The sequence below is a fragment of the Cytobacillus oceanisediminis genome (assembly GCF_003182355.1).
Classification (GTDB): Bacteria; Bacillota; Bacilli; order Bacillales; family Cytobacillaceae; genus Cytobacillus; species Cytobacillus oceanisediminis_A.
The window spans coordinates 112,031-136,656 of record NZ_QGTW01000005.1 but is presented as its reverse complement, the minus strand read 5'-3'; the positions used below and the strand labels follow the sequence as shown (position 1 = coordinate 136,656).

The window sequence follows — 24,626 nt, the reverse complement described above, 5'->3', positions numbered from 1 at the left end:
CAGCTGCCGAACCAGGCGGCTATTTTTGTTCAACTGCATGAAAATAAACTTCTCTAACTACTAAAAAAGACAATACCGAAGAGACTCGTCTCATTCGTTTAAAAAAATGGAGTAAGGCACAATTCATTGGTCTATGGATGGGTTGACTGGACTAAGACCAGTATAGACGCTTCCGCATATTTTCATTCTCTGTAGTGCAGGATGATTTTCCGCTGCATGGAAGGCTACAGGGCAGGTTAATAAAGATTAACAGGTTGGAAAGAATAAGTAGTAAATGCGAAAAATGGGGTGAATCTTGATGCTTAAGCGATACTTAATTTTATTTGGCTTTTTATTATTTGCTTTTGCTCCTTTGCAAACTGTTAAGGCAGAAACCGATCCAAAAGTGGAAGAAATGTATATCACAACAGAGGACATTATTTTAGACATTATATTTCCAACAATCGATAAAAAGGTAATAAAAGAGTATGGGCAGGATACTCTTATTGGCTGGGATTGGCAAAGGATCGTTGGTATAACCTACAATGAAGATCATTCCTATGATGTTTCTGTAAGAATTCAAATTCCTTCACAAAATCTTGATAATAATAAAGAAGATCTAGTTAAGGTAAGAATATCCCCATCCTGTGACAGTGATAAGCTGAATAAGCTGAAATGTAATCATAATTTCAAAATCGAATTATTAGATTATAAACATTTATCCAAATAAGAATTATTCTCTGCTTTACTTAAAGATCCAGCTGCCATTTCAGGCAGGTACTTGAAGATGGAATACTTCATCCGATATAGAATTTTTCACCTTAAAATAAGGGCTAGAGTTAAAGACCAAGAGTTTAGAAGGAGTTAGTGTATTATTTGTAGAAGTTTAAAAAGTTATAAACGAATAGGTTTGAGGAATTTCTCTGAACGACATAATTTTTATTTTAGGAGGGAACAACATGGAAGTTTTTGCAGAATATTTAGCGCATATTGATAACCCGCAACATCGGGCCCGAACGGAAGAAGTTTTGGCTTGGGTAACTAAGAAGTTTCCAAATTTATTGCCGAAAATTGCGTGGAATCAGCCTATGTTTACCGATCACGGCACATTTATTATTGGCTTTAGCGTAGCCAAACATCATTTGACTGTCGCCCCTGAAAGGGAAGGGATTAATCATTTTTCTAATGAAATTGTGCAGGCTGGCTATGATCATACCAAGCAGTTGGTACGTATCCAGTGGGATAGTCCGGTTGACTTCTCATTACTTGAGAAAATGATCGAGTTTAATATTAGGGATAAGGCAGACTGTTCAACTTTTTGGCGGAAATAATTATGAGCGTATTAGCAACCACTTTTTTGGTTGCTTTGGTTTAGGTTTTGACAATCGTGCAGCCTATTCCTTGGAGAGAATCAACTGAGGTAATTTCAATGACTCCTCGAAAACTGTTCATGCATACTGTTACTCACGAATATCATCACAAAGGGCAGATTATGGCGATGGACCGACAGTTAGGGTATGAACCGCCAAATACAGATGTGCTGGGGACGAGAGATAAGATTTATATAAGAAAGGATGCCCAATGGTGCTGCACTTCATATCTTTGGGCACCCTTTGTAACTTTTAAGACTGAAATTAAAATGATCTTTCCTTTTTTAGTTCTTTACTCCTGTATGATTAATAACCCGTTCTATCGCTTGAATATGCCCCAAATGGTTTGCTTCATGAAACAGTGCAAATCCGGCTATTTCTCCAAAGGTTTCAAGCCCCAAAAATGGTTTTTCTAGCTTTTCATTTAATTGTTCATCTGGAATTTTCCGGATCCGAATCAACTGATCCTTCAGCTGTATGACGAGCTCATCTACTGCAGGTACATCACCTTTCCAATCAGCCGGCTTTGTACCGTTCCCAAATAATTCAATATAGTTTGCAGGGATATGGGTCGTTTTGCGGGGATAGTCGAACAAAAACTGTTCACAGACCGTTAATACATGGCCGATATGCCAATGAATCGTGTTGTTAAAACCGTCTGGCTGTATACATGTAATTTCCTTTGATACTGACGCAGTCTTTTTAATAAAATAACCTCTTGTCATCTCAAACTGTTTAAGCACTAGTGTATTCATGCCTTTCTCCCCTTCCAAATATTCTCATCTGTTAATATACCAAAAATCCGAAAAGATTAGGAGTGTCAATGGACTGAAAAATTAATTATCGTTTTCTTTTATAACTTTTTTAAATTTACAGTTTGCAAATGGCAGGACCTTAACATCCAACCAATTATAATGTCACTTAATCAAAGTTAAGTAAAACAGTAAGCTTTTCTTTATCAAAACCCAATACTACTTCTTTTCTCCCGTTCATTTCAATAATCGTTACTGGAGTAGCACTTGCTCCTAGTTTAATTACTTCTTGCAAATAATCAGGGTTTTTTCGAACATCTCTTTCCTCGAAGGACATGTTATTATTTTTTAGCCATTTTTTTTGTGCATGACATGGATTACACGTTTCTTGCGTATAAATAATAATCCTATTTTTCATTTACTCACCTACTTTCTGCTGGTTTTGATAGATTTGACTCTTTCTTCTAAATTAGAACGAAGCATGGATAACAGTTTAATCTGATCATCAATTTCTTTAATTTTGGTTTCATAAATAGGCAAAATCTGCTGGCAAAAGGCTTCCTTGTTTTTTAAAACACAAATTTAAAATCCTCTATTTGGTCAGTAGAAAGCCCCAGTCCAATATAAAATTGAATGGTTTTAACCCGTTCCAAAGCTAAGTTATTATATTTACGGTAGCCATTTTCAAGGCTTATGGGAGTAATCAGATTCTTTTCCTCGTAATAACGCATAGAACCAATACTTGCACCTATTTACGTGCGAGTTCACTTATTTGCAAAAAGCGATCCCCCTTAAAACTTTTTAAAATTAATTTCTATTTTAAACTATGACGTCAATGTTATGGTCAATGCTTTTTTTATAAAAGGAACTGCCATGACAGGTCCTATCATTCTATGATTCTAGGGTATGGCGTTTGTTCGTACTTCTTATAGTTAATGATTATGTTAACTAAAAAATTAGAAGTTTTTTAAATATCTTATTCTATAAAGTTCTGAATAAACACCAGTTGAAATAAATTAATCGATCTTCAACAATCGGGCACTTTCATGGCTAATCCCAAATACGAATTCTTGGAACCCCCGCTGTTCTTAAATAATCCAATAACTGACCAGTATGAACTGATTCATGATAGGCAACACGCAACAGCATGTCTCCTAAATCTCTTATGTATCCTGAATCGGAGCGGTCAATTTTTATGTTAGTCAAGTCTTCTTCAGTAAATGACTTGATTGTACCGATGAAATCATTTCGATAAGGTTCTGCAAATTCCAATTCTGCATTAACAGAAGTGAAAGGTCTATTTTCGAATGGGGATTCAAAAACGGATAAACTTCCTCTATTTTTTATTGCCAGGTGATAATAATGCTCGCTTTCCAGTACGTGCCTAATCATTTCTAAGCAATTCATTGCTTCATCATCTGGCTTCCAGTGAAGTTTTTCATTAGGAATAGATGTCCAAACCTTAAGGCTTCTTCTTCTAACCTCATTAAAATTTAAAATGATTAATTCAATTGAGTTCATAAATGTTCCTCCTTGATAAACATATTATAATTATACACGAATGGATGTTCGTTCCAATAATACGAGGAAAACTTTGCATAAATTATGAACACTGTATAGGATTACTTGTTAAGTTAACTGGCGTTATAGGGAGGTATAATGCTCTATTTTTAAAGTTCTAATTGAGCTATCGGGGCAGGTTTGTGTAATAAGCAACATAGAGTATTTATGAAGCATTTATTCGAAAAATCCGTATAATTAATTAAGTCTAATAAAGTGGGGGTGTCATTTTGGTAGCCAATGTTCAAACGTCTCAAAACGTTGAAATTGTACCAAAAAAAGAAGTTAGTTTGAGAAAACTTTTAAATATAATAGGTATATTCATTTTTGGTGGTTTAGCATTAACTAATGTGACAAACCCACTCCCTTCGAATGACCTACCCAAAGAATTTTTACTGTTTATTACTGGAAATGCTATTATCTATTTCTTTTTAGTGTGTATATACTTCATAGGGGATTATGGAGAAAGGTGTTTTATGCAACTCTAATCCTCCTAATTGGTTTTAGTTTATTTATGGTTTTTTAACGGGTGCAAGAGTTGGAAGGACAAGGGCTGTCGTTGAGGCTGCCTTTCTTATTGTACTAAAGGCGCAGTTTAGTCGAAGATTAGTTAAAGTTCAAGCTGCCATTACAGACGGCTTATTTTATTAACTAATGGGAGATAGTACCACTAACGCTGTAAGACTTAATAATTAAATGGGCAGCTAACAAAGTGAAGGAAATGTTCCTGCACTTTGTAATTAATAAAAATACCACAAATAGGGAAAATAAATTTATAAAGATAATGTAAAGGAAGTTTTTAATGAAGAAAATCAATGGTTTTGTAATTTTAATGACCCTTTTACCATGGTTAACCGTTCCTTTTCTTGGTGTAAAAGCAATAAAAAGATTTCTTCCTTCATCAATTTTTATGAGTTTATACCTAGTTGCCGAAGGGAGATTTGCAGAAAAGAAAAAATGGTGGTGGTTCCCGTTTAATGTAAAACCTAATGTAATAGGAGAGATCCCACTAATAATCGGTCCATTTTTAGTTGGTTCACTTTGGATATTAAAATACACCTACGGAAAATTTAATCTATACCTTTTAACAAATCTTATAGTTGACTCCCTTTTTACTTACTTTGGTTTAGAATGGTTTAAAAAAATTGGTTATGTCTCTTTAGTAAGGCTGACTAAATTTCAATTATCAATTGTATTTTTAATAAAGACATTCATATTATACGGATTCCAGGTTATATATGAGAATTGCATTAGGCATTTCTCTTCACCATCGGAGTGATATTCTGATTACAAAAGGTCAAAGGGTTAACTTAGTAATTAAGGCTGTCATTACGGCAGCCTATTTCTTATTGTGCTGACTGGGCAGAATACTATAAAAAGAACCATCTCCACCAAAATAGTGTTTTCCTTATTAAGCAAACGGGTGCGAGAGTTGAAGACCAAGGCTGTAATCGCTGGGCCTATTCTTATTATGTTTTAACAGGAATGGTTCAAGAAAGGTACTGTAATAATTTATTTATAAGTAATCAAACAAAAATAAATAAATCGCAGAAATTATAACAGAGAGAAGTAATGCCCAAAGCTTATGGACATAGTGAAGGCGAATCATTGGAAACATGATCACCATAAATAGAAAAGACCACCAGAGGTTCCAGCCATTATGGTATGTTAATATACTAAATTGGGATGCAATCCATTCAGCTGCCAATAACAAACCAATCCATTTTACATAATAGACAATTTGATGTCTGAACTGATTGGGAAATCTAGATAAAAATACAAAGCATATTAACGGATTGATAATTAGGTTATGAATGAAATGGACGCCCATCAAGTTGAAGAGACTTTTCTCAAGTTCCCATAAGTGAAAGTGGCTGTGTGAAATAAACTCATAAACAAAAGACGAAAGGGAGATATAAAGCATCGTAGGATAGTATTTCTCCCAGTTTTTCCAATCACCTTTGGCATAAGAAAATATGATAACCAATACAGCAAAGATACAGTGCATATCATTTCCTCCTTGATGTTTACTAGCATTAGCATTTTTTTACAATAAATACCAATTTATTTTATAATAAGGAAAATAATTTCTATTACCTGATCCAGACCGGATTAAAACAGCAGTTTTGTCTGCCCATAATTGCCTGCAATGTTTCCGGGCGATTATTCGATGCGATGATGCAAAACAAAAAAGCCGCCCAGTCGAGCGGCTTGCGAATTAACACTGATCACTTTCCCCAGCGAGGGACGATGGTCCCCCACCCGAAACCTCGTTAGTGCGTCAGAGGAAGTATTGGGTTTGATTGCAGTTGCGGATGTATTAAGAGAAAACCAGTAGAAATGTTATTGAAGATCTTCACTCTCTGGGAATTCAAAAAACAATTATGCTGACGGGGGATAACACAGGAACCGCTAACGCAATCGGGGATCAGGTAGGCGTATCGGATATTAAAGCCGAATTACTTCCACAAGATAAATTAATGTTCATTAAAGATCTTAGAAATAAATATGACCGTGTGGCAATGGTAGGAGATGGTGTGAATGATGCCCCTGCATTGGCTGCATCTACGGTCGGGGTTGCCATGGGAGGAGCTGGAACAGATACGGCTCTTGAAACAGCGGATATCGCCTTGATGGCAGATGACCTTGGCAAACTGCCTTTCACTGTCAAGATAAGCAGGAAAGCCCTTAGCATTATTAAGCAAAACATTACGTTTTCTTTAGGGATAAAGCTTGTCGCTCTACTCCTTGTCATTCCAGGATGGCTGACACTTTGGATTGCAATTTTTGCGGATATGGGTGCGACTCTTATTGTCACATTAAATGGCTTGCGACTTCTCAGAATTAAAGACAAATAAGATAAAAGCTTCCTATTTTTTCATAGGAAGCTTTTTTATTAGGGGGGATATTCTTGGTATACGATGTTTTGGTTATTGGCGCAGGTCAAGCTGGGCTTTCGATAGGTTATTTTCTAAAAAAGACAAATTTATCTTATCTTCTCCTGGACCATGGCGGTGAAATGGGGGAGAGCTGGAGAAAAAGGTATGATTCTTTAAAACTATTTACACCGCGTTCTTACAGTTCTCTTCCAGGCTTATCCTTAAAGGGTGATCCGAATGAATATCCGACAAAAGATGAAGTCGCTGAATATTTATCACAGTATGCAAAGACGTTTTCGCTCCCAGTAAAACTCCAAACAATGATTACAAAACTGGATAAAGAAGGGGATTGTTTTGTTTTGTCCACGAACCAAGGTGAATACCGAAGCAAACAGGTGATTGTTGCAACAGGTCCTTTCCAGCAGCCAAAAATACCCGAATTCTCAAAGTTCCTATCGGATGAAGTCCTTCAGCTGCATTCATCAGAATATAAAAATCCTGATCAGCTCCTTAGTGGCACCGCAGTCGTTGTTGGGGGAGGGAACTCAGGAGCACAGATTGCGGTAGAATTGGCGGACCATCAAGACGTTTATTTGTCGGTTGGACATAAACCCAGATTCTTGCCTCAGGACTTTGGCGGCAAAAGCATCTTTTTGTGGTTTGATAAGATGGGAATTTTAAAAGCAAATGTTCATGGTAAAGTCGGTCAGATGATAAAGAATAAGCCTGATCCGATTTTTGGTTTCGAACTTAAATTAAAGCTCAAGGACGGAGGAGTACAGCAGAAAACAAAGGCTGTATCCGCAAATGAAAATCAGCTCATCTTTGAGGACCAAAGCATAGTGAAAGTGAGAAATGTGATTTGGTCTACTGGCTTTATATCGGATTATAGCTGGATTAGGATTCCTTCACTCTTTAATGAGAAGGGGATGCCGATTCATAAAAGAGGGGTTACAGCCATAAGAGGTTTATACTTTTTAGGACTCCCTTGGCAATATAGAAGAGGTTCAGCACTGCTTCAAGGGATAGGAGTGGATGCTGAATATTTGGTTTTACAAATAATCAATAACCATCTGGCTTAGGAGGTATCATTTTATATGTGCAAGGATATTCATGATATACTTCTACTCATGGAACTAAATAGTAAAGATTTCTAGGAAGGAAATGTATTATGAGCTTGAACAGATTATTTTTCACATTTATATTGATGTTCATATTCTTCCCATCTTTGGGAAGTGCCCACACTGGGCTGGTATCATCAACTCCAGAATCAGGGCAAGTAGTACCGGACGACCTGAATGAAATCATTCTTACTTTTGCAGGAGAAATCGAATCGTTAAGTACCATGAACCTTGTCAGGGAAGGACAAGAAATTTCTTTCACAAGCATCGAGCCGAAAGGCAAGCAAATGATCGGCACATTGCCAGCCTCCCTTGAAAACGGCTCATATCTTATTCAGTGGAGTATAGTTGGGGAAGACGGGCATCAAATTAAAGGAGAGGTTCCTTTTACTGTACAATCGGAGGAAAAAGTAAATCAGGAGCCAGGCAACAAAACGAATAAATCTGTGCCTTCCAGTAAGGAAGAAAACGAAAAAGATAATGCAATAGAAAGCGATACGGCTAAAAAAGAATCTTCTTCTAATGCATTGAAAATCGTGATTCCTGTTGTAACTGTATTTATATTGGGGATAGGTTTGTTCATGCTATTCGGAAGGAAGCGGTAGGATGAGTGTATTAATCCCACTTGCCGAAATCGGTACATACATTTTATTTTCGATAATAATCGGACATATTGCACTTCAATTCGTTCCAGAAGGGAACAAGCCAAGGATTGGTATTTCCAAAAAAGTGCTGCTCCTATCAACCTTAGGCATTTATATTTTTAGCTTTGGACCCGTGGCGCAGACAATTTCCTATTTTAGCGAAAGTGTAGGTCTCACTCTCGCAACGTATTCGGTTCTGACAGATTTTCAAGTGGGAAGAGCTTGGATCTTCATCGGGTTTATGTCGGTATTTCTTTGGATTACCCTGCTTTTGAACGGATCCAAATATCTGCAAGCTCTATGGCTCATCTTAATGGTTTTAGCCATTGGATACTCTAGCCATGTGGCATCACTTTCTTTTTGGTATGGGCTGCTTGCTCATTCCGCTCATTTTGTGATGGTGACACTTTGGTCAGGAATTTTAATTCATGTTGCCTGGTTTTCTGATGATCAGGAAAAATGGGCAAAATTCCTGCGGTGGTTTACACCACTTGCCATTCTATCTTTGATCGTTATTCTTATCAGCGGTCTCACTCTTATGATTTTTTTGGTTGAGCCAAAAGACTATGTAACGTCATGGGTACTGCCATACGGGCAAATGCTTCTGTTAAAGCATATTAGCATCATTCCTTTATTGTTTTTTGCATTTATAAATGGGGTTCTATCTAAAAGAGCATTAAAAATTCCCTCCTTTAACCCCCGACCTTGGATTAAAGGAGAGAGTATAATCATCTTAATGGTCTTTACTTTTACAAGTGTACTTGGAACTTTATCACCGCCCCACGAAGTTGAATTTACAGTTCAATCTGAAGGTGCTTCGAGATGGGTAGAATGGCTGCTGGGAAAGAAGATCCTTACAGTCATGAATCTTCATTTAATCCCGAACTTTTCATCGTTATTTCTAATAGCTGTTTCACTGCTGTTTTTAGCACTGATATTGATTAGTTTCAATAAAGTAAAACCATACATCGCCGTGTTCTTTGGACTGAGCTTTGTCTTTGCCTTATACTTTGGTCTTATGGTGTCTTTAGTATCACTGTAAGATAGAAACAAAAACACTTTAAATGACAATTTAAGGTGTTTTTTTGTTTTTTTGATTGAAGATTGCGGCTGCTTGCAAGCGAATCTAATTAAATCTGAATTAGAAAAATTTAAGGCTCCGCCTGTTAAATGCATCAATTTCAGACAGTATTATAAGAAAACAGCCTTTGAAATACTGGGCAATTCAGTTGAAGAAGGAAAGGCCATGCAAAATTAATTTGGAACTAATTTTATCAATAGCTCTCTTGTATTTATTGATACGTTTTGTTAGAATCGTTTCATAGCTAATGATTATGAAAACTTGAAAGGATGATTCAATATTCATTCATTTAATGAGGATGGAGAACTGCTTCCTGAAGAAATGGATACAATCAATCGGTTAACCAAAATCCCCATTGATTCGTTAAATTTTGATGCAATTGCAGTTGTTACAAATATATATCGGATCGCACAAGGATTAAGAAACAAAATGGAACAGGAAGTCTTATCTGAATTTGGATTATCATGGACGGCATTTTCCATGCTATATGATTTATGGGTATGGGAATTAATTGAGACGAAAAAATTAGCCGAGTCAGCTGGGGTCTCAAAAGCCACGGTAAGTAATATCACCAAAACACTTGAACGAAAAGAGCTGTGTTTCAGAAAAAGCGACAACAGGGACAGAAGAATTACCTACCTTGCTTTAACAGAAAAGGGAAAGCAAGTGATGGAGGATCTTTATCCACGATTCCACAAAGGCGAAATCGAGATTGTTTCTGGTTTGTCAGTAGATGAACAAAAAATTATGACAAAATTACTAAGAAAAGTAATTCGGGATAATCATTTTTGAAAAACAACAATAATGAAAAGGCTATAACGGGAAACCCAGTAGTAGTTATCTCCCTGTTAACAGAGAGTCGGTGGCTGGTGCATATCGATACAAAGATAACGCGAATTACATTCCTTGAGCTTTCTTTGTAAAAACAAAAAGCAGCAAAGAACGGACGAGACGTTAATCGTTGAGTGGAAGGATTGCATCCTTCAATAAGGGTGGTACCGCGTGCAAAAGTTAAACCACGTCCCTTTTTGGGGATGCGGTTTTTTATATTTATTTTTAGGAGGTACGAAAATGGGTAATTTAAAAGCAAAATTAAATGAGGAACAACTAACAGAGGTAAAGAGACAAATGGCTATTTACAGCCAGGGTGTAAAAGAAATTATTCCAGCAGAAGAGTTAGAAAATAAAATTTCAAAGTCCATTTTAGAGAATAAGCCACTAAAAATAAAATTAGGCTTAGATCCTTCAGCTCCAGATGTTCATCTTGGGCATACTGTAGTACTAAACAAGATGAGGCAGTTTCAAGAAAATGGTCACATTATCCAGCTAATTATCGGTGACTTTACTGGGAAAATTGGAGATCCAACAGGAAAATCTGTGGCTAGAAAACAATTAACAGATGAAGAGGTAAAGCATAATGCCAAAACATATTTTGAGCAATTTGCAAAGGTTATAGATATGGAAAAGGTCGAGTTGCATTATAACTCTAAATGGTTGTCAAAATTAAATTTTGAAGATGCCATTCAACTAGCAGGGAAAATAACCGTAGCAAGGCTATTAGAAAGGGATGACTTTGAAGAAAGAGTTGCATTTGGAAAACCTATTTCCCTGCATGAATTCTTTTACCCTTTAATGCAAGGATACGATTCTGTGGTTTTAGAATGTGACATAGAACTGGGTGGAACTGACCAGCATTTTAACATTTTAATGGGAAGACATTTTCAAGAAAAATTTGGGAAAGAAAAGCAAGTTGCCTTGTTAATGCCACTATTAGAGGGTCTTGATGGGGTCGAGAAGATGTCTAAATCAAAGAAAAACTACATTGGGATTGACGAAAGTCCACAAGAAATGTACGGGAAAGCCATGTCTATTCCAGATGAGTTAATGAACAAATACTTCGAATTAATAACTGATTTTACTCCTGAGCGAATTCAGTCCGTGAAGGGGGAATTTGAAACAGGTGAATTGCACCCAAGAGATGCAAAAATGTTACTTAGCAAGACCATTGTTAGAATGTACCACGGATTGGAAGCAGCAGAGGAAGCAGAACAGCATTTCATCTCAGTTTTCCAACAAGGGGAAATACCCGATGAGATTCCAGTGGTAGTATGGGATGGAAATACTGAAGTCCCTGTTATAGATTTACTCGTTGATTTGCAATTGTTAAGCTCTAAAAGCGAAGCAAGAAGAATGATTGAAAACAGAGGGGTAAAAATAAACGGTAACAAGGTAGAAGATACGAAGCTGCAAGTTTCGATAACCGATGGATTAATCATACAAGTTGGGAAACGCAAATTTGTAAAAATTAAAACATTATAAAGTATGAGTAAAGGTACGACTTAAAGTTGTACCTTGTATAATCCTTATTGAACTAAAGGGTGCTTATGTTCAAGATCAGCTGCTGAAACAATCGGATTTTTTTGCTCAACTAAAGGGGTAGGTAGTGGAAGAATCGTCTTAAGCTCTTATTCAACAATCGGGCCATGGAATAACTCCTTGTGAAGATTATGGAATCTTGAAATAATTGGTATTAAGTTAAAGGCTGTTATGTGGAAGACCGTATTAACAAGACCGCAATTTATATTATACCTGTGGTCATTATCTTCAGCTGCGAATGGACAATTAGCGGAGGAGGAAGAGATGAACAAGGTAATAAACATGATTAATCCAAGTTCGAAAGTGCCTGGAGTATCGTTACTGATTGGTATGTACCGAAAGTGAGACTAAAAGGGCAGATTAGTGCAAGAAAATTATTTATTAATCATGGTATAATTTGGTATGAGAATGCGAAATAAGGAGATGTAAAATGAAAAATAATCCCAAGCTTGGACTATTTGTATCTTTATTTGTATTAGCCGGAGTCCCCGTTATATTTCTAATAACTTCTTTGCTAACTGGTGAATGGAATTATCTTTTATATAGTGTTGTTCCATCTTTTTCTGCTGGGCTCACGGGTCTAATGATTAGTGTTCAACAGATAAAAAAGGAGCAACGCATATAAAGTGTCAGGTGGTCTAACTAACGTGGCATTGATCAAAGGAGGATTAGTGCTTTTTTGTGAAATCATGACCACGGTTATCATCATAAAGAAAAAAAGAAAGAAGTAGCACAAAAACCAGCTACTAAACCAGCAACTAGAAACTAGCATCACAGCCTTCTTTAAATATGATCCTTATGAACCTGATAGAGATTGTGGAGACTTTGATACAAAAGAAGAAGCAAAAGCAATTTTGAAGGTTTAGTGCATTTTTTACACTTATTACAACTAATCAAGCTGATGTTTGAAAGCCCTATAAAAGTTTTAATTTAACTAACTTGCCTATAGACCACAGTTTTGTTTTTGATCTATTTCTGCAAAATGTGACAAGGAACCTGTCTTTGTGTCCCACGCCTTACTAAATGTTTGAAAATTCAAGATAATCTATTGACATACCGGTGACCTTATATTAATATTCTCTTAATAGATAAAAGCATAAAAGCATAAAAGCGTTGAACTAATATAGTAACTGGTTGTTTAGGAATTTGAGAGACTTAGTGGTTGGTGAGAACTAAGCCGGGCATTCAGTGAATTTCAATTAGGGAGCTGACTTTTGTCCGGCATTGTCGTTAACCAAGAATGAGTGAACAAATAATTTTTTGTTAATCAGGGTGGTACCGCGGAGCTTCCGTCCCTATTTAGGGATGGGAGCTTTTTGTTGTTCCTAAAAATATGTCAATAAAAATGAGTTATCTATCATTTTTATTATAAAACAAGAAAGATGGAGGAATTTAATATGAAAAGATCATTATTACTTTTTTTAACTGTTTTATTACCATTAACATTTGCACTTGTTGGATGTGGAAAACAGGGAGAAAACCAAGAAACTAAAGCGGAAGGGGAAAAAAGTGGAGAAAGAGTTTCCGTTCAAATCGGAATGCTTAAATTAACGAGTTCAGCTCCTCTGTTTATTGGTTTAGAGAAAGGGTTTTTTGAAGAAGAAAATATTGATGCTAGCGTAAAATGGTTTGAGGCAGCACAGCCAATTGCTGTAGCAACAGCTGGTGGAAGTGTTGATGTTGGGGCAACGGGAATTACAGCCAGTTTATATAATATGGCTGCTGGCGGTCAAAAGTTATGGATAGTAGCTGACAAAGGGAGAGAACAAAAAGGATATTCCTCATCCGCATTATTAGTTCCAAATGATTCAGATATCACCCAACTTGAAGATCTAAAAGGTAAAAAAATTGGTATTACGCAAACGGGGTCAACATTCCATTATATGGCCGGAAGAATCTTGGAAAATCATAATGTGGGATTAGATGAGGTAGAATTAGTTCCACTTAATAGTATAAAAGGTCTGATGGAATCATTAAAAAGTAAACAGGTTGACGCTGTTATTTTAAACGAACCGAATATTTCAACGGTAGTAGATGAAGGATATGGAAAGGTAATCACGCAAATAGGTGATGAAATGGATTATCAAACTTCAGGTGTGTTCTTCTCTCCAGCATTTGCAGAAAATAACGAGGTAGCTGTTCGTTTTTTAAAAGCATATGAAAAAGCAACTCGTTACTATTATGATGCAGTTCTTACAAAAAAGGACGGCAAACTTGTTCCTGGAAAGAATTATGATGAAGTGATCAATATTATCGCAAAATATACCGATCAAGAACCAGAGCTTATAAAAAAGGGACTTCCATATATGGATCGTAATGGTAAATTACTAGATACCGATATTCAAAAACAAATTGATTGGTATGCAAAGGAAAATCTGATTGATAACGCGATTGATAGTAAGGAGATTGTAAATACAAAACTGCTTGAGGAAGCAATGAAAGATTAGGGAAGTGACATCATGAGAATGGTAATTGAAAACGTTGGTAAAAAGTTTTTAGACACCAAAAAGAATGAAGTAACCGCTCTTGAAAATATAAATTTTTCCATAGAAGAACATGAATTCGTTGTACTAGTAGGACCAAGCGGATGTGGGAAATCAACCCTTCTTAATATTGTCGGTGGCTTATTATCACCAAGTAAAGGACAAGTCTATTTTGAAGGCTTTCAAGAAAAAGAACCGAATATTGGAATTGTATTTCAGGAAATTGCCTTATTTCCTTGGAGAAGCGTATTAGAAAATGTTTTGTATGGCCTTGAAGAAAAAGGGATAAGTAAAAAAGAACGTGAAAAAAAAGGCCAACATTATATAGATTTGGTTGGATTAACTGGATTTGAAAGAGCATATCCGAAGCAACTGTCTGGCGGGATGAAACAACGGGCAGGAATCGCCAGGGCACTATCTGTTGAACCTGATTTACTTTTAATGGATGAACCATTTTCGGCATTAGATGCACAAACGCGTACAATTATGCAAGAAGAGCTGCTGACCATATGGGATCGTACGCGATTAAGTACACTTTATGTTACACATAACATTCAAGAGGCGGTCTATTTGGCAGACCGAGTGATCGTTTTATCACGACATCCTGGACAAATCAAAAGTATCATAAAGATTGATTTACCAAAAATGGGGCGCAATCAAGAGAAATATCGGGATCAATTTGAACAGTACTCAAACGATATTTGGAACTTAATACGCCATGATGCACAAGAAGCACTGAAGGAGTCATAGAAGATGGAACACAATCGAAAGGTCATAAAAAATCGGGTTGAATTTCTCGAAAGAAAGATTCCACCCTTTGCATCAGTACTGGGAATCACCGTTCTTATACTGTTATGGGAACTTGTATGTAGGTTGAACATCGTTCCACCGCTTTTTTTGCCGGCACCGACAGCGATTGTAACAGCAGCCTGGGAAATGATTGATAACGGAGAGCTATTTAAAAATCTTGGGGCAAGTTTGTATAGAATAGGTGGTGGATATGTAATCGGTGCTGCCTTCGGTATTATAATTGGGTTAATTCTCGGTTTCTCCAAGTGGGCAGATGCCATCATTACCCCTATTGTATACTCAATCTACCCGATCCCTAAAATCGCATTATTACCACTGATTATTTTGTGGTTCGGAATCGGTGAGTTACCCAAGGTCACCATTATTGGACTAGGTGTATTTTTTCCCGTTCTTATTAATACATTTTCAGGTGTGAAAAGTGTAGATCCTATCCTCATTAAAGCAGCGGTTACGTTTGGGTCGAGTCATTTTAATGTAATTAGAAAAGTTATTTTGCCCGGTGCACTTCCTACCATTTTTGCAGGTCTTAAATTAGCGGCAGGAACTGCACTTTTACTACTCGTTTCCGCTGAGATGATTGCGGCTCAATATGGAATTGGTGCAATGGTACTTCATTATGGGAACTTAATGATTACGACAAAGCTTATGGTGGGTGTGCTTCTGCTTTCGTTTCTAGGCTTACTTTTTAATCGAGTTTTACAATGGTTAGAACAGAAGCTGATACCGTGGAAATAAGAATCCTTTTGTAACCTTAGCAGTATCGCTTTTCATAAATCTGCAGTATAGTCTATTTATTTAGCCGACTATTTGATTAGAGCACTTGCAATCAATTCCCCAAAGAAAGCGAAGGGACGTTTAGATAAGGTAAATTCAATTTTGACAAATATGAATGAATAATTACTATTTAAATTAATACTCCAAGGGTATTATTATCATTATCGCTTCATTTTAGAATAAACACTTTATGTAAGCAGTAAGAAAGGAACGAAGAGTAGAAGTATTTGTGGAAACACCCCTAACTTAAAAGACATATACCAAAAGATAATAAAAACAAGGGCAAGGATAACCTATTGCCCTGTTTTTATTTATGAGGAAGACGGTTTGTGAAGATATGTATTTAAATTAACGGGTGCGTGGGAGTAGGAACTCGACAACTAAACTATTCTCCACCTACTTGTAGAATAATGTTTGAAGCTGGTTGGGATATGTACATTACTATGCTTCTTCAATACCAGGAACACTATCCAGCTTGGAGAGGCAGATAGATGATCTGGCAGAAGAAATTGAAGGTTGAACAAGAGGGATATACTTTCCGTTAAAGCATTGCTACAAGAGTCCTGATTTGACTGTGATACCCAGTCATTTCCTTTTATTTCTTTCCCATTTTATGAATACATTAGTGAATTTAAATATGTCATTATTCCCGCAACAAGTGAAATTAATAAGTTTCTAATACTCAACAAGCCATAATCGTGATAAATAATAGGAAATAAGTGCATAAGCATCATTTTTGTAAAACATCATCAGTATTGTTAAAGGAACTTTATGAGCAAGTGGGAAAAAGAAGCCGAGCAAAATAATAAACAAAAGATACTTTTTCACATTATCAAATCTTTATAATATTATTAAGGATAAATATATGTACAAGTCAATAAAATAATACTGCTAATTGGAAATATTATTCCAAAAAAACAAAAGGAATTTAGTTCATTTAAATGTTCCCAGAATTATATTGGAAATTAACAATAATATTTAACAGAACCTTAGAAAAATTAATTGTTTCTTTGTGAAATATTAAAGTAAAGGGTGCGTTACTTTAAGATCCAGCTGCCATCCCAGGCGGCTTTTATTGTTCAACTAAAGGGGAAGGTTTGTTGAATAAAGATGCTACAATGTAGAGAGGAAAGAAGGAGAGAAAAAATGTTTCCAACATTAGAAACAGAAAGGTTGGTACTAAGAGAAATTTCAAAGGATGATGCTAATGGCATATTCTCTTGTTTTTCTAATGAAAATGTAACTCAGTATTATGGACAGGAAACTTTAGAAAATATAGAACAAGCAGAAGCATTTGTTGATTTCTTTGCAAATAGTTATAAGGAAAAAAGAGGAATACGTTGGGGGATTGAAATAAAAGGAAATCAAGGGATAATTGGGACTATTGGTTTTAATGCTTGGTCACCCAAACATAAACGAGCAGAAATAGGTTATGAAATACATCCTGAACAATGGAGAAAAGGCTATACCTTAGAAGCTGTATCTAAAGTAATTCAATTTGGATTTGATGGATTAGGTCTTACTCGTATAGGGGCAGTTGTTTTTATAAATAATGAAGCATCAAATAATTTGCTAACCAAAGTTGGATTTCAAAAAGAAGGCGTTCTGAGAGAATATATGTATCAAAATGGAGAGGTATACGATACATATGTATACTCAATCCTTAAAAATAATAGATAGCGTTCTTCTTCTACTAAAGGGTGCGATACTTTAAGAGCCAGCTACCAAAGCAGGCGGCTTTTTTCTTGTTGAACTAGGGGCAGTTTAGTTGAATAACAGTTGCATAAATCAGTATGAAAACCTTACTTCAATGCAGGAAGTAAGGTTTTTTTGTTGAATAAATAAAATTAGAATATTATGGAATTTTTATGTGATAGGAGAGGTTAATATGTCATTTATGATGGTTAAAAAAGAATTTAAGCTTGTTGGATTAAAAGGAAGTGGGGAGTTTGTTAACTTTGGTAATGAAGTACCCTTGCTTGCAAAGCAACTATTAAGTCGCTCAAACGAAATCCTAAATCCAACAGAGAACGAAATTGCATTATTTGAGCCTAAAAAGGATGAGGAGCATAGGATAGGTCATTATTATGTAGGGTTAATTGTGAGTGAGAAATTAAATGAAGTACCAACAGGAATGGATTATATTGAAACAAATAAAAGTTACATAACTACAAGAGGGAATATATTTAATTTGGGAAAACTTCATTTGAATTTATTGAATTGGGCAGAAGAACAAGGTTATCAAAGAGATCTCGATTCTTATATTATCGAGACATATCACCCTATGGGGGAAGGAGATGAAGAAGTACAGATTTATTTACCAATTCAAGCTTAAAAGTACAAATCCAAACCTTCTTCAACAAACGGGGCAGGTTAGCATTCCTTTAGATCGTTATTTTTGAACTTTGATAAAAATAGGGCTCCTCAGTAAGATATGAGTAAGACACCACTCTAACTCAATCTCAAGGAGGAACCCTTACTATGAAGTTTAAAATGCAGGACAAACAAAATCAAAGAATCACCGATAAACATTTAGTTGTCGGGGTAGATATTGCCCAACAATTCCACGTTGCAAGAGCTGTAAATTTCCGTGGGATTATTGTAGGAGATTCTATTACATTTCAAAACAATGAAGAAGGATTTGTGACTCTATTAGATTGGATTAATAAGCTAAAAAAAGCACATAAACTTGAGGTATCCATCGTCGAGATGGAACCGACAGGACATTACTGGATCAATCTATCAATGTGGCTAATAAATAAAGAGATAGAAGTGGTGACAGTAAATCCTCATTTGATAAAAAGAAATAAAGAAAACCGCGATAACACACAATCAAAGAGTGATAAGAAAGACGCCCTGGTAATCGCTGATATGGTGAAGAACGGTTACTATTCGTTTGTCAGGAAGACTCCAGAGGCATTTCAAAAGCTTAGGGTCCTTATGTCAAATCGGGATGTCATTGTAAAAAGGCTTGTAAGCTCTATTAATCAGGTTAAATCGCTGGGTCGATATTGTTTTTCCTGAACTCAGGCAGGTATTCAAAGACATCACTACAAAAGGTGCAATCGCTACGCTAAAACTTTTTCCAACCCCAAAGGAACTAAGTTCCATGAAACCCGATGAAATAGTCGCCGGTTGGAAATCACTCATGAAGAGGCAGCCTGGATTAAAGAAAGCATACTTACTTCTCAATGTTGTCAGAAAGTCGGTCGGTACAGGACAAGCAATTGATGCCTACAAATTCCACCTTGAACAATTGCTCGAAGAGTATGACCTTGCGGTTCACCAACTTGAAAGAGTCGAGTGTGCAATCAAAGAGGAACTACTCAAAATTCCTTATGCACAGAAGTTACTGATGATTAAGGGAATTAGTGAAATCTCCCTGGCAGGGATTTTAGGGGAAGCAGGAGATTTAAGCGGCTTCTCGCACGGCAATTCATTGCTTCGCCACGCCGGGCTGCATCTCGCTGAGGCAAGTTCTGGGAAGTGGAAAGACCAAATTGTCCTATCCAAGCGTGGAAGATCAAGGCTTAGGCGTTTTCTTTATTTAGCAACAATGAGTCTAATGATGAATAACCCGGAATTTAAGGCGATCCACTCCAACAATGTTAAGAAAAAGAAAATGAAAAAGATGAAATCCATCATGAAATTGATAGGTAAATTAGCCAGGATACTTGTAGGAATAGCACGTAAAAATGAGTCTTATTGTGCAGAGAAGGTTCAACCGTTGCCAGATCAGGCAGCATAGTTAAACCGTTTCGTTCTCGAAGAGAACCTTGTTAATTTATTTCGACTGAGTTTTGGCTTATTCAGAGGATTTCAAATATGTACGGAGTACCAGGTTTCTTTAACAAAAGGGCACTGACCCATCAGGTTAGCAATACTGGCCTCCACCCCTTGGACAGGCATGACGAAGGAATGAGAGGGCGATTGACCCGTTGAGACATGGGAGGGAAAGCCTCCGGGGGCGGCGTGGAGATGTACATTATATGGTAGAATATGGAGAAGGAAACTTACTCCTTTATTTAATCATGCCTTCACGTAGCCTAAATGTCCTCAATTCACTTCCTACAGTAAAAGGATTATATCCTTGGTGGATGAAATCCTGCGAATAAGCGAGAATTCAGGAGAAAATTGAATTAAACTGAGGGAGTTTAGGAAGGATTTAAAATAGCGTTGTAGATTAAAAACATCTTAAAAAGGGTTAGTTTCTAAATGTTTAGAAACTAACCCTTTTAACTGTTTTGAAGATAAATGATAAATAATAACCTTAAATAATGAAAATAATTTATTTATTTTGTATAAGTATACTTTACCTTTGTAAAGGTAAAGTATATTATGTATGTATAAGCAAAAAAAGGAAGGTGTTAGCTGTGAAAGAAGACTTTGGGGATTCAATTGAGAATAAAGTGTATGAACACAGGGTGTTAAGGAGAATGTCACAAAAGGAATTGGCTGATGCTGTTGGAGTTTCTAAGCAAACCATATTTGTAATGGAAAAGAATAATTATTCTCCTTCTCTTGTATTAGCGTTTAGAATTGCTAATTATTTTGAAGTAGATATTAATGAAATTTTTTCATACATGAGAAAGGATGATAACAATGATTGATGTATTAAATAATTGGATGCTAGAAAGCTCACAAAACTTCAATGTTATTGTGGGATTAACGATGGTCTTATATGTAGGATCACTAGTAGTACTTTGGTATATTTGTAATAAATTTGGAAAGCCTGATGAAAGAACAAATGCCATTTATCTCAAAATCATTTCTTGTATGTTTACTACACAACTCATTATGAATGCGATTTTTATTTCATTAGTTGATCGTAATATCGAATACTTCCGTCAGTTCTTTATTCTATTTCAAGGGATTGTATTTTTAGTCGGTGCAATTTATGCTTTTAGACTATATAGAAAAGATTTTAAATAAGCTTACACAAGAGACATAAGTAGTTACTTATTTCACTATCAGGGCATAAGTAAAAAAACAAGGCTGTCATATTAACGGGTTCGGTTGAAGGGGAGAAAACTCCAATTTACAACCTAATTCGCATTGGTTTTAACACACATTTTGATATTAAAATAGCATTAAAAATAGCAACTGAATTAGTCAGTTGCTCAGTTTGTCGACAAAAGGGGTTTAGAATGGTCTCATTCTGAACCCTTTTTGTTTTTTATTGGGATTTCATTTGGTATTTGCTTAAGAATAGGCATCCTCCAGCCCGTTTTCTAGGCCATCACCGGAGCTTGCCAGGTCCAGTTGGCCATCTTTTTTAGATTCAAGGCAGCGAAAGTAAGCATCGCCTGTATGGACAATTTTTTAAGTCCCCTTAGGGTTGTCCAACGCATGCCATGCTTTTCTTTTGCATCTGCGAATACGCGCTCAATGGTTTCCTTTTCGCTTCGCATAGATTTTTTTTCCTCTTGTTTATGTCTCAGGTGGTCTGCTTCTTCCACATAGTCTTGCCAAATGTGTCGCGTTATCACCTTCTGGTGATTCTTGCTTTCTGTACATTGCGCAAGGAACAGAAAGGTGGCGCACTTATGCTTCGGAGATTTATATTCACGGTAGCCCTCTTTGTTCGTGGTCGAATACTTCAGGATCTCTCCGGCAGGGCATAGGTAACAATCATAGTATTCGTCATAAACATAGTCCTTTTCCGGAAGAAGCCTTCCTTCGTCCGTGGCCGGGTATAGGGCAAAGCCGGTATCATTTCATTTTCTATCAGAAACTTCACAATGGCACCTAGGACAAATCCGTTTCGGTCGGAGGCCGCATGAAAGGAATAGGCAAACTGCTTGGTCCGTTCGTCCTTAACATAGTATCCGCTCTCCGGATCGGTCGTGCTCTCCTTGATTTCCTTGGATTCTTCCTTGTCGAACTTATCAGGCGGGAAAGGCTTTTTTCCGTGCTCTTCCCGGTCCTGGTTGATTTCCTCGTTGAGCTTCTCCTGATATGCACGTGTTTCCTTTCGCACCACTTTTTTTGCGAATTTATGCTTATTTGCACTGGCCTTCACATGTGTTGAATCGATAAAGACGTGCTCGGCACTGATCAGTTTCTTGTCCGCTGCAGCCTTAAGAATTCGGTAGAAGATCTGTTCAAATAAATCCGTATCTTTAAAACGGCGTTCATAATTTTTACCGAAGGTAGAGAAATGGGGCACTTTATTATGGAATCCATATCCCAGAAACCAGCGATAGGCCAAGTTGGTTTCCACTTCCGCAATGGTCTGGCGCATTGAGCGGATGCCAAAAGTATATTGAATGAATGTAAGTTTGATTAAAATAACCGGATCAATGCTTGGGCGCCCAACTTCCGAATACACATCCCTCACCAAATCATAAATGAAAGAGAAATCAAGTGCTGCTTCCATCTTGCGGACTAAGTGGTCTTGTGGAACCAGCTGGTCTAAAGCAACCATCTCCAGTTGGTCTCGTTGAATCGGATTGTTTTTCGAAAGCATGTTCATCACCTCAAGCGTTATATAGATCTATTGTAAAATAGGCTTGATTCTACTGCCACATTCAATTTTAAAATCCTGTTGATTGAAGTGGAAGGTGCGAAGACTCCTGCGGGAGCAAGGGTCAGGGGAGACCCCGCAGGAGCGAAGCGACGAGGAGGCTCCCCGGGCCGCCCGCGGAAAGCGAAGCACCTGGAACGGAAATCAACAGACCCAATTCACAGACGGACTAAAAAAGACTGTTGTGATGCGTTGTACTTAAACTATAGGGTGCGTTCAAGAAGTACACAAAAATGACCCTGAAAGGTTTTCAGGATTTTTTTGATATTATTCATGTAAAGAGCAGAAATGTAAAACGGCACATGATTCTAAAATTCATCTGCCATTGTACTGCCTCCAAATGTTAGATACAGAAACAATTGGAGGTATATTTTAAAATTAATATTTCATAACACTGAACGGGCAGTTTGAAGAAGAAAGTTTGAAATAGGGAACAATAAAATTAAGCCTGAAGAAAATGGCCTATCTATATATTAATTACGTTTTAATAAAAATGGTGCTGTGCTAATTACTCCAATAATGTATAGAAGCAATGCAAAATAAGCAGGTAACAAGTGAAAAAAGTCTGTATAGGCAATAATAAAATGAGTTGCGATCCCAGATGAAAATGCTGGAATGGCACCAATTGTGAATGTCCACCAAACCCAGCGTTCTCCTTCACGAATTCCCCATAAGGCCAGCATCAACACGAGCAGTCCTACACTTAACAGGGCACTTCCAAACCCGGCACGATCATGCGCGATAACAGGGATTAATCTCTCATTAAATTCATTAAGTGCTTCTGGAGTAAGACATAAATAAGAAAGATCAGTTGGTACAAAGACACTTGATGCTCCAATGACTGAGATTACGATGCCGCCAAGAGCTAATGAAAGTCCTAATATCACAAAGGATAGTTGTCCAACTAAGCTCAGCTTCCACGACTGACTATTGAAAAGGTTTATACTTATTGGTGATGCCTTTGCTTGTTTCGATTTCACATAACCAAAAATAAATAAGGGCAATAATATAAGCCAAAACAATCCATGAAGCCAATCAAAATATCCATAACCAATAAATAAGAAAATGCCTAAAAAACCAATAGTACCTGCTATATGTACTGCTTTTCTTGCCCAATGAAGACCATGCCTGATCCCATGCCTCGCAAGCTGCATGTAGATAATTCCGCCTGATATCATGGTTCCTGATAGCGTCATTCGGTCATGGGCCATAAAGTATAAAATGGCAGGATTAAAGTTAATAATATCCCTTCTAAATAGACCTAGAAAGATTTCATCGTATGGAAGGATAACCGCTGTCATGCTAAAAAACAGTGCTATAAATCCAGCAACTGTAATGGCGAAACCAAACAACCAATACCAAAGCCAGCCTTCAACAATGACTGACTCCTTAGGGAAGCTGCTGCTGTATGCCTCATTAATCCTCTTTGGCAAACCAGGTCCAGCGAATACATAATCATAGCCTAACATGATTAGAGAAGCTCCATTTTTCAGTAATCTAATTGCATCGGAAGGCTCCCTGATTCCACCTGAAGTGATGATGGGGAAGTCCTCACTAAAAAATTTCCTTAAAGCTATTAGATTTTGGTAAAGCTTTTCAGGCGAATCACTCCCTTTAAGGAGAATTCCATTTGGGCTAAAGTCTCTGACCTTTTCAATGCTGGTAATATTTTCCGATGAACAAGCTAAAATAACCGGTTTACTTAATTTGTCACGAAGCTGGTTAAATTGATTGGCTGAATCAAAAGTATTGGTATTCATAATAAATCCGTCACTAAAAGGAAGGAGCTCTTCACAAATTTGTTTTGTTTCATGAAAAGTTCCCTCAACCATAATAAAAAACGGCATCTTCTTTTTTTTTAGAGAATGCAGTCTTTCCTTAACTTTAGATAAATTCATTGAAAAGTCCTCAAGACAAGATACCTGTTCTTGTTTTTGGTCAACATAAAGTTCTTCTTTCCTTGATGACCCGCAAATTGAAACTGGGCCAATCTCAATGAAGCCAAAACCAAGGTTCTGAAAAGCTTTAAGTCCCGATAAATGAGGATCAATTATGCCGCTTAATCCAACAGGAGTATCAAATTGAATACCAAATAAGTTTTTCTCCAGCTTATTAGAAGGTGCCATATGGCCAAGAAATTCAATAGCAGCTTCACCTATGGACGCAGATGAAATCATACTCATCCCACGATGTATAAACTCCCGGCTAAAGGAAGGCGGCAGCTTCTTAAGTATCGGCTTGAATATGGTATGATACGACCAATCCGGCATA

At 36.8% G+C, this 24,626-nt stretch carries 22 protein-coding genes, 4 pseudogenes and 2 other annotated features; of the genes and pseudogenes, 19 read left to right on the top strand and 7 right to left on the bottom strand.

All coding sequences use genetic code 11. The features are described from left to right. Positions 1-298: 298 nt before the first annotated feature. The 3 genes and pseudogenes from DFO73_RS11500 to DFO73_RS11490 all read left to right on the top strand — a co-directional run. Complete coding sequence (locus DFO73_RS11500; protein ID WP_110064931.1) at positions 299-709, top strand: hypothetical protein; 411 nt, start codon at positions 299-301, stop codon at positions 707-709. 229 nt (positions 710-938) lie between these two features. Beyond that, a complete protein-coding gene (locus DFO73_RS11495; protein ID WP_110064930.1) occupies positions 939-1,310 on the top strand; it encodes an iron chaperone in 372 nt (123 codons plus the stop codon). A gap of 53 nt (positions 1,311-1,363) precedes the next feature. Beyond that, a pseudogene (locus DFO73_RS11490) lies at positions 1,364-1,525 on the top strand (DinB family protein); the annotation flags it as partial. Positions 1,526-1,633: 108 nt separating this feature from the next. Here DFO73_RS11490 and DFO73_RS11485 read toward each other — a convergent pair. The 4 genes from DFO73_RS11485 to DFO73_RS11470 all read right to left on the bottom strand — a co-directional run bounded on the left by DFO73_RS11485 (position 1,634) and on the right by DFO73_RS11470 (position 3,622). Then, the gene (locus DFO73_RS11485) at positions 1,634-2,104 is read right to left on the bottom strand and encodes a DinB family protein (RefSeq protein WP_110064929.1); all 471 of its coding nucleotides are present in this window, start codon (positions 2,102-2,104) and stop codon (positions 1,634-1,636) included. Between the two features lie 166 nt (positions 2,105-2,270). Beyond that, positions 2,271-2,519: a glutaredoxin family protein gene (locus tag DFO73_RS11480; protein WP_110064928.1), complete on the bottom strand. Its 249-nt coding sequence runs from the start codon at positions 2,517-2,519 to the stop codon at positions 2,271-2,273. Between the two features lie 151 nt (positions 2,520-2,670). Further along, positions 2,671-2,832 (bottom strand): MerR family transcriptional regulator, encoded by a 162-nt coding sequence (locus tag DFO73_RS29300; RefSeq protein ID WP_258309410.1) that lies wholly within the window; start codon positions 2,830-2,832, stop codon positions 2,671-2,673. 319 nt (positions 2,833-3,151) lie between these two features. After that, positions 3,152-3,622 carry a DinB family protein gene (locus DFO73_RS11470; RefSeq protein WP_110064927.1) on the bottom strand — a complete coding sequence of 157 codons (471 nt, stop codon included), beginning with the start codon at positions 3,620-3,622 and terminating at the stop codon, positions 3,152-3,154. Positions 3,623-3,891: 269 nt separating this feature from the next. Between DFO73_RS11470 and DFO73_RS11465 the strand changes: the two genes are divergently transcribed. Beyond that, complete coding sequence (locus DFO73_RS11465) at positions 3,892-4,149, top strand: hypothetical protein (RefSeq protein WP_258309409.1); 258 nt, start codon at positions 3,892-3,894, stop codon at positions 4,147-4,149. Positions 4,150-4,463: 314 nt separating this feature from the next. Then, positions 4,464-4,940, top strand: a complete 477-nt coding sequence (locus DFO73_RS11460; RefSeq protein WP_110064926.1) for a hypothetical protein — start codon at positions 4,464-4,466, stop codon at positions 4,938-4,940. Positions 4,941-5,177: 237 nt separating this feature from the next. Here DFO73_RS11460 and DFO73_RS11455 read toward each other — a convergent pair whose 3' ends face one another. Continuing rightward, positions 5,178-5,669 carry a CBO0543 family protein gene (locus DFO73_RS11455; protein WP_110064925.1) on the bottom strand — a complete coding sequence of 164 codons (492 nt, stop codon included), beginning with the start codon at positions 5,667-5,669 and terminating at the stop codon, positions 5,178-5,180. Positions 5,670-5,948: 279 nt separating this feature from the next. Between DFO73_RS11455 and DFO73_RS11450 the strand changes: the two are divergent. From DFO73_RS11450 to DFO73_RS11380, 14 genes and pseudogenes are all read left to right on the top strand, one after another. After that, positions 5,949-6,519 (top strand): annotated as a pseudogene (locus tag DFO73_RS11450) (HAD-IC family P-type ATPase); the annotation flags it as partial. 53 nt (positions 6,520-6,572) lie between these two features. Further along, positions 6,573-7,622, top strand: a complete 1,050-nt coding sequence (locus tag DFO73_RS11445) for a flavin-containing monooxygenase (protein WP_375137318.1) — start codon at positions 6,573-6,575, stop codon at positions 7,620-7,622. 89 nt (positions 7,623-7,711) lie between these two features. After that, positions 7,712-8,266 carry a copper resistance CopC family protein gene (locus DFO73_RS11440; protein ID WP_258309408.1) on the top strand — a complete coding sequence of 185 codons (555 nt, stop codon included), beginning with the start codon at positions 7,712-7,714 and terminating at the stop codon, positions 8,264-8,266. A gap of 1 nt (position 8,267) precedes the next feature. Beyond that, positions 8,268-9,347, top strand: a complete 1,080-nt coding sequence (locus DFO73_RS11435) for a copper resistance D family protein (protein WP_110064923.1) — start codon at positions 8,268-8,270, stop codon at positions 9,345-9,347. Between the two features lie 360 nt (positions 9,348-9,707). After that, entirely contained in the window at positions 9,708-10,178 is a 471-nt protein-coding gene (locus DFO73_RS11430; RefSeq protein ID WP_110064922.1) for a MarR family transcriptional regulator, read from the top strand. 14 nt (positions 10,179-10,192) lie between these two features. Then, positions 10,193-10,415, top strand: a binding site (T-box leader). A 42-nt stretch (positions 10,416-10,457) separates the two neighbouring features. After that, complete coding sequence (tyrS, locus tag DFO73_RS11425; RefSeq protein WP_110064921.1) at positions 10,458-11,705, top strand: tyrosine--tRNA ligase; 1,248 nt, start codon at positions 10,458-10,460, stop codon at positions 11,703-11,705. A gap of 1,161 nt (positions 11,706-12,866) precedes the next feature. Next, positions 12,867-13,062, top strand: a binding site (T-box leader). Positions 13,063-13,159: 97 nt separating this feature from the next. Beyond that, positions 13,160-14,209, top strand: coding sequence for an ABC transporter substrate-binding protein (locus DFO73_RS11415; RefSeq protein ID WP_110064919.1), 1,050 nt, complete (start codon positions 13,160-13,162; stop codon positions 14,207-14,209). 12 nt (positions 14,210-14,221) lie between these two features. Next, complete coding sequence (locus tag DFO73_RS11410) at positions 14,222-14,995, top strand: ABC transporter ATP-binding protein (RefSeq protein ID WP_110064918.1); 774 nt, start codon at positions 14,222-14,224, stop codon at positions 14,993-14,995. Positions 14,996-14,998: 3 nt separating this feature from the next. Continuing rightward, a complete protein-coding gene (locus tag DFO73_RS11405; protein WP_110064917.1) occupies positions 14,999-15,790 on the top strand; it encodes an ABC transporter permease in 792 nt (263 codons plus the stop codon). Positions 15,791-16,975: 1,185 nt separating this feature from the next. Continuing rightward, entirely contained in the window at positions 16,976-17,509 is a 534-nt protein-coding gene (locus DFO73_RS11400) for a GNAT family N-acetyltransferase (protein WP_110064916.1), read from the top strand. Positions 17,510-17,717: 208 nt separating this feature from the next. Then, the gene (locus tag DFO73_RS11395) at positions 17,718-18,164 is read left to right on the top strand and encodes a GyrI-like domain-containing protein (protein WP_110064915.1); all 447 of its coding nucleotides are present in this window, start codon (positions 17,718-17,720) and stop codon (positions 18,162-18,164) included. 146 nt (positions 18,165-18,310) lie between these two features. Further along, positions 18,311-19,577, top strand: a pseudogene (locus DFO73_RS11390) (IS110 family transposase). 625 nt (positions 19,578-20,202) lie between these two features. Continuing rightward, positions 20,203-20,439 (top strand): helix-turn-helix transcriptional regulator, encoded by a 237-nt coding sequence (locus DFO73_RS11385; protein WP_110064914.1) that lies wholly within the window; start codon positions 20,203-20,205, stop codon positions 20,437-20,439. Continuing rightward, a complete protein-coding gene (locus tag DFO73_RS11380; protein WP_110064913.1) occupies positions 20,432-20,761 on the top strand; it encodes a 6-aminohexanoate hydrolase in 330 nt (109 codons plus the stop codon). The genes DFO73_RS11385 and DFO73_RS11380 overlap by 8 nt, the downstream gene beginning before the upstream one ends. A gap of 299 nt (positions 20,762-21,060) precedes the next feature. Here DFO73_RS11380 and DFO73_RS11375 read toward each other — a convergent pair. Beyond that, positions 21,061-22,298: pseudogene (locus DFO73_RS11375) on the bottom strand (transposase). Between the two features lie 530 nt (positions 22,299-22,828). Beyond that, positions 22,829-24,625: a dihydroorotate dehydrogenase gene (locus tag DFO73_RS11370; protein ID WP_110064912.1), complete on the bottom strand. Its 1,797-nt coding sequence runs from the start codon at positions 24,623-24,625 to the stop codon at positions 22,829-22,831. Between the last annotated feature and the right edge of the window lies 1 nt (position 24,626).

Excerpts from the sequence above, each read along its gene's own strand:
- DFO73_RS11500 (WP_110064931.1), top strand. The coding sequence starts at position 299 with ATGCTTAAGCGATACTTAATTTTATTTGGCTTTTTATTATTTGCTTTT.
- DFO73_RS11495 (WP_110064930.1), top strand. The coding sequence starts at position 939 with ATGGAAGTTTTTGCAGAATATTTAGCGCATATTGATAACCCGCAACAT.
- DFO73_RS11485 (WP_110064929.1), bottom strand. The coding sequence starts at position 2,104 with ATGAATACACTAGTGCTTAAACAGTTTGAGATGACAAGAGGTTATTTT.
- DFO73_RS11480 (WP_110064928.1), bottom strand. The coding sequence starts at position 2,519 with ATGAAAAATAGGATTATTATTTATACGCAAGAAACGTGTAATCCATGT.
- DFO73_RS29300 (WP_258309410.1), bottom strand. The coding sequence starts at position 2,832 with ATGCGTTATTACGAGGAAAAGAATCTGATTACTCCCATAAGCCTTGAA.
- DFO73_RS11470 (WP_110064927.1), bottom strand. The coding sequence starts at position 3,622 with ATGAACTCAATTGAATTAATCATTTTAAATTTTAATGAGGTTAGAAGA.
- DFO73_RS11460 (WP_110064926.1), top strand. The coding sequence starts at position 4,464 with ATGAAGAAAATCAATGGTTTTGTAATTTTAATGACCCTTTTACCATGG.
- DFO73_RS11455 (WP_110064925.1), bottom strand. The coding sequence starts at position 5,669 with ATGCACTGTATCTTTGCTGTATTGGTTATCATATTTTCTTATGCCAAA.
- DFO73_RS11440 (WP_258309408.1), top strand. The coding sequence starts at position 7,712 with ATGAGCTTGAACAGATTATTTTTCACATTTATATTGATGTTCATATTC.
- DFO73_RS11435 (WP_110064923.1), top strand. The coding sequence starts at position 8,268 with ATGAGTGTATTAATCCCACTTGCCGAAATCGGTACATACATTTTATTT.
- DFO73_RS11430 (WP_110064922.1), top strand. The coding sequence starts at position 9,708 with ATGGATACAATCAATCGGTTAACCAAAATCCCCATTGATTCGTTAAAT.
- tyrS (WP_110064921.1), top strand. The coding sequence starts at position 10,458 with ATGGGTAATTTAAAAGCAAAATTAAATGAGGAACAACTAACAGAGGTA.
- DFO73_RS11415 (WP_110064919.1), top strand. The coding sequence starts at position 13,160 with ATGAAAAGATCATTATTACTTTTTTTAACTGTTTTATTACCATTAACA.
- DFO73_RS11410 (WP_110064918.1), top strand. The coding sequence starts at position 14,222 with ATGAGAATGGTAATTGAAAACGTTGGTAAAAAGTTTTTAGACACCAAA.
- DFO73_RS11405 (WP_110064917.1), top strand. The coding sequence starts at position 14,999 with ATGGAACACAATCGAAAGGTCATAAAAAATCGGGTTGAATTTCTCGAA.
- DFO73_RS11400 (WP_110064916.1), top strand. The coding sequence starts at position 16,976 with ATGTTTCCAACATTAGAAACAGAAAGGTTGGTACTAAGAGAAATTTCA.
- DFO73_RS11395 (WP_110064915.1), top strand. The coding sequence starts at position 17,718 with ATGTCATTTATGATGGTTAAAAAAGAATTTAAGCTTGTTGGATTAAAA.
- DFO73_RS11380 (WP_110064913.1), top strand. The coding sequence starts at position 20,432 with ATGATTGATGTATTAAATAATTGGATGCTAGAAAGCTCACAAAACTTC.
- DFO73_RS11370 (WP_110064912.1), bottom strand. The coding sequence starts at position 24,625 with ATGCCGGATTGGTCGTATCATACCATATTCAAGCCGATACTTAAGAAG.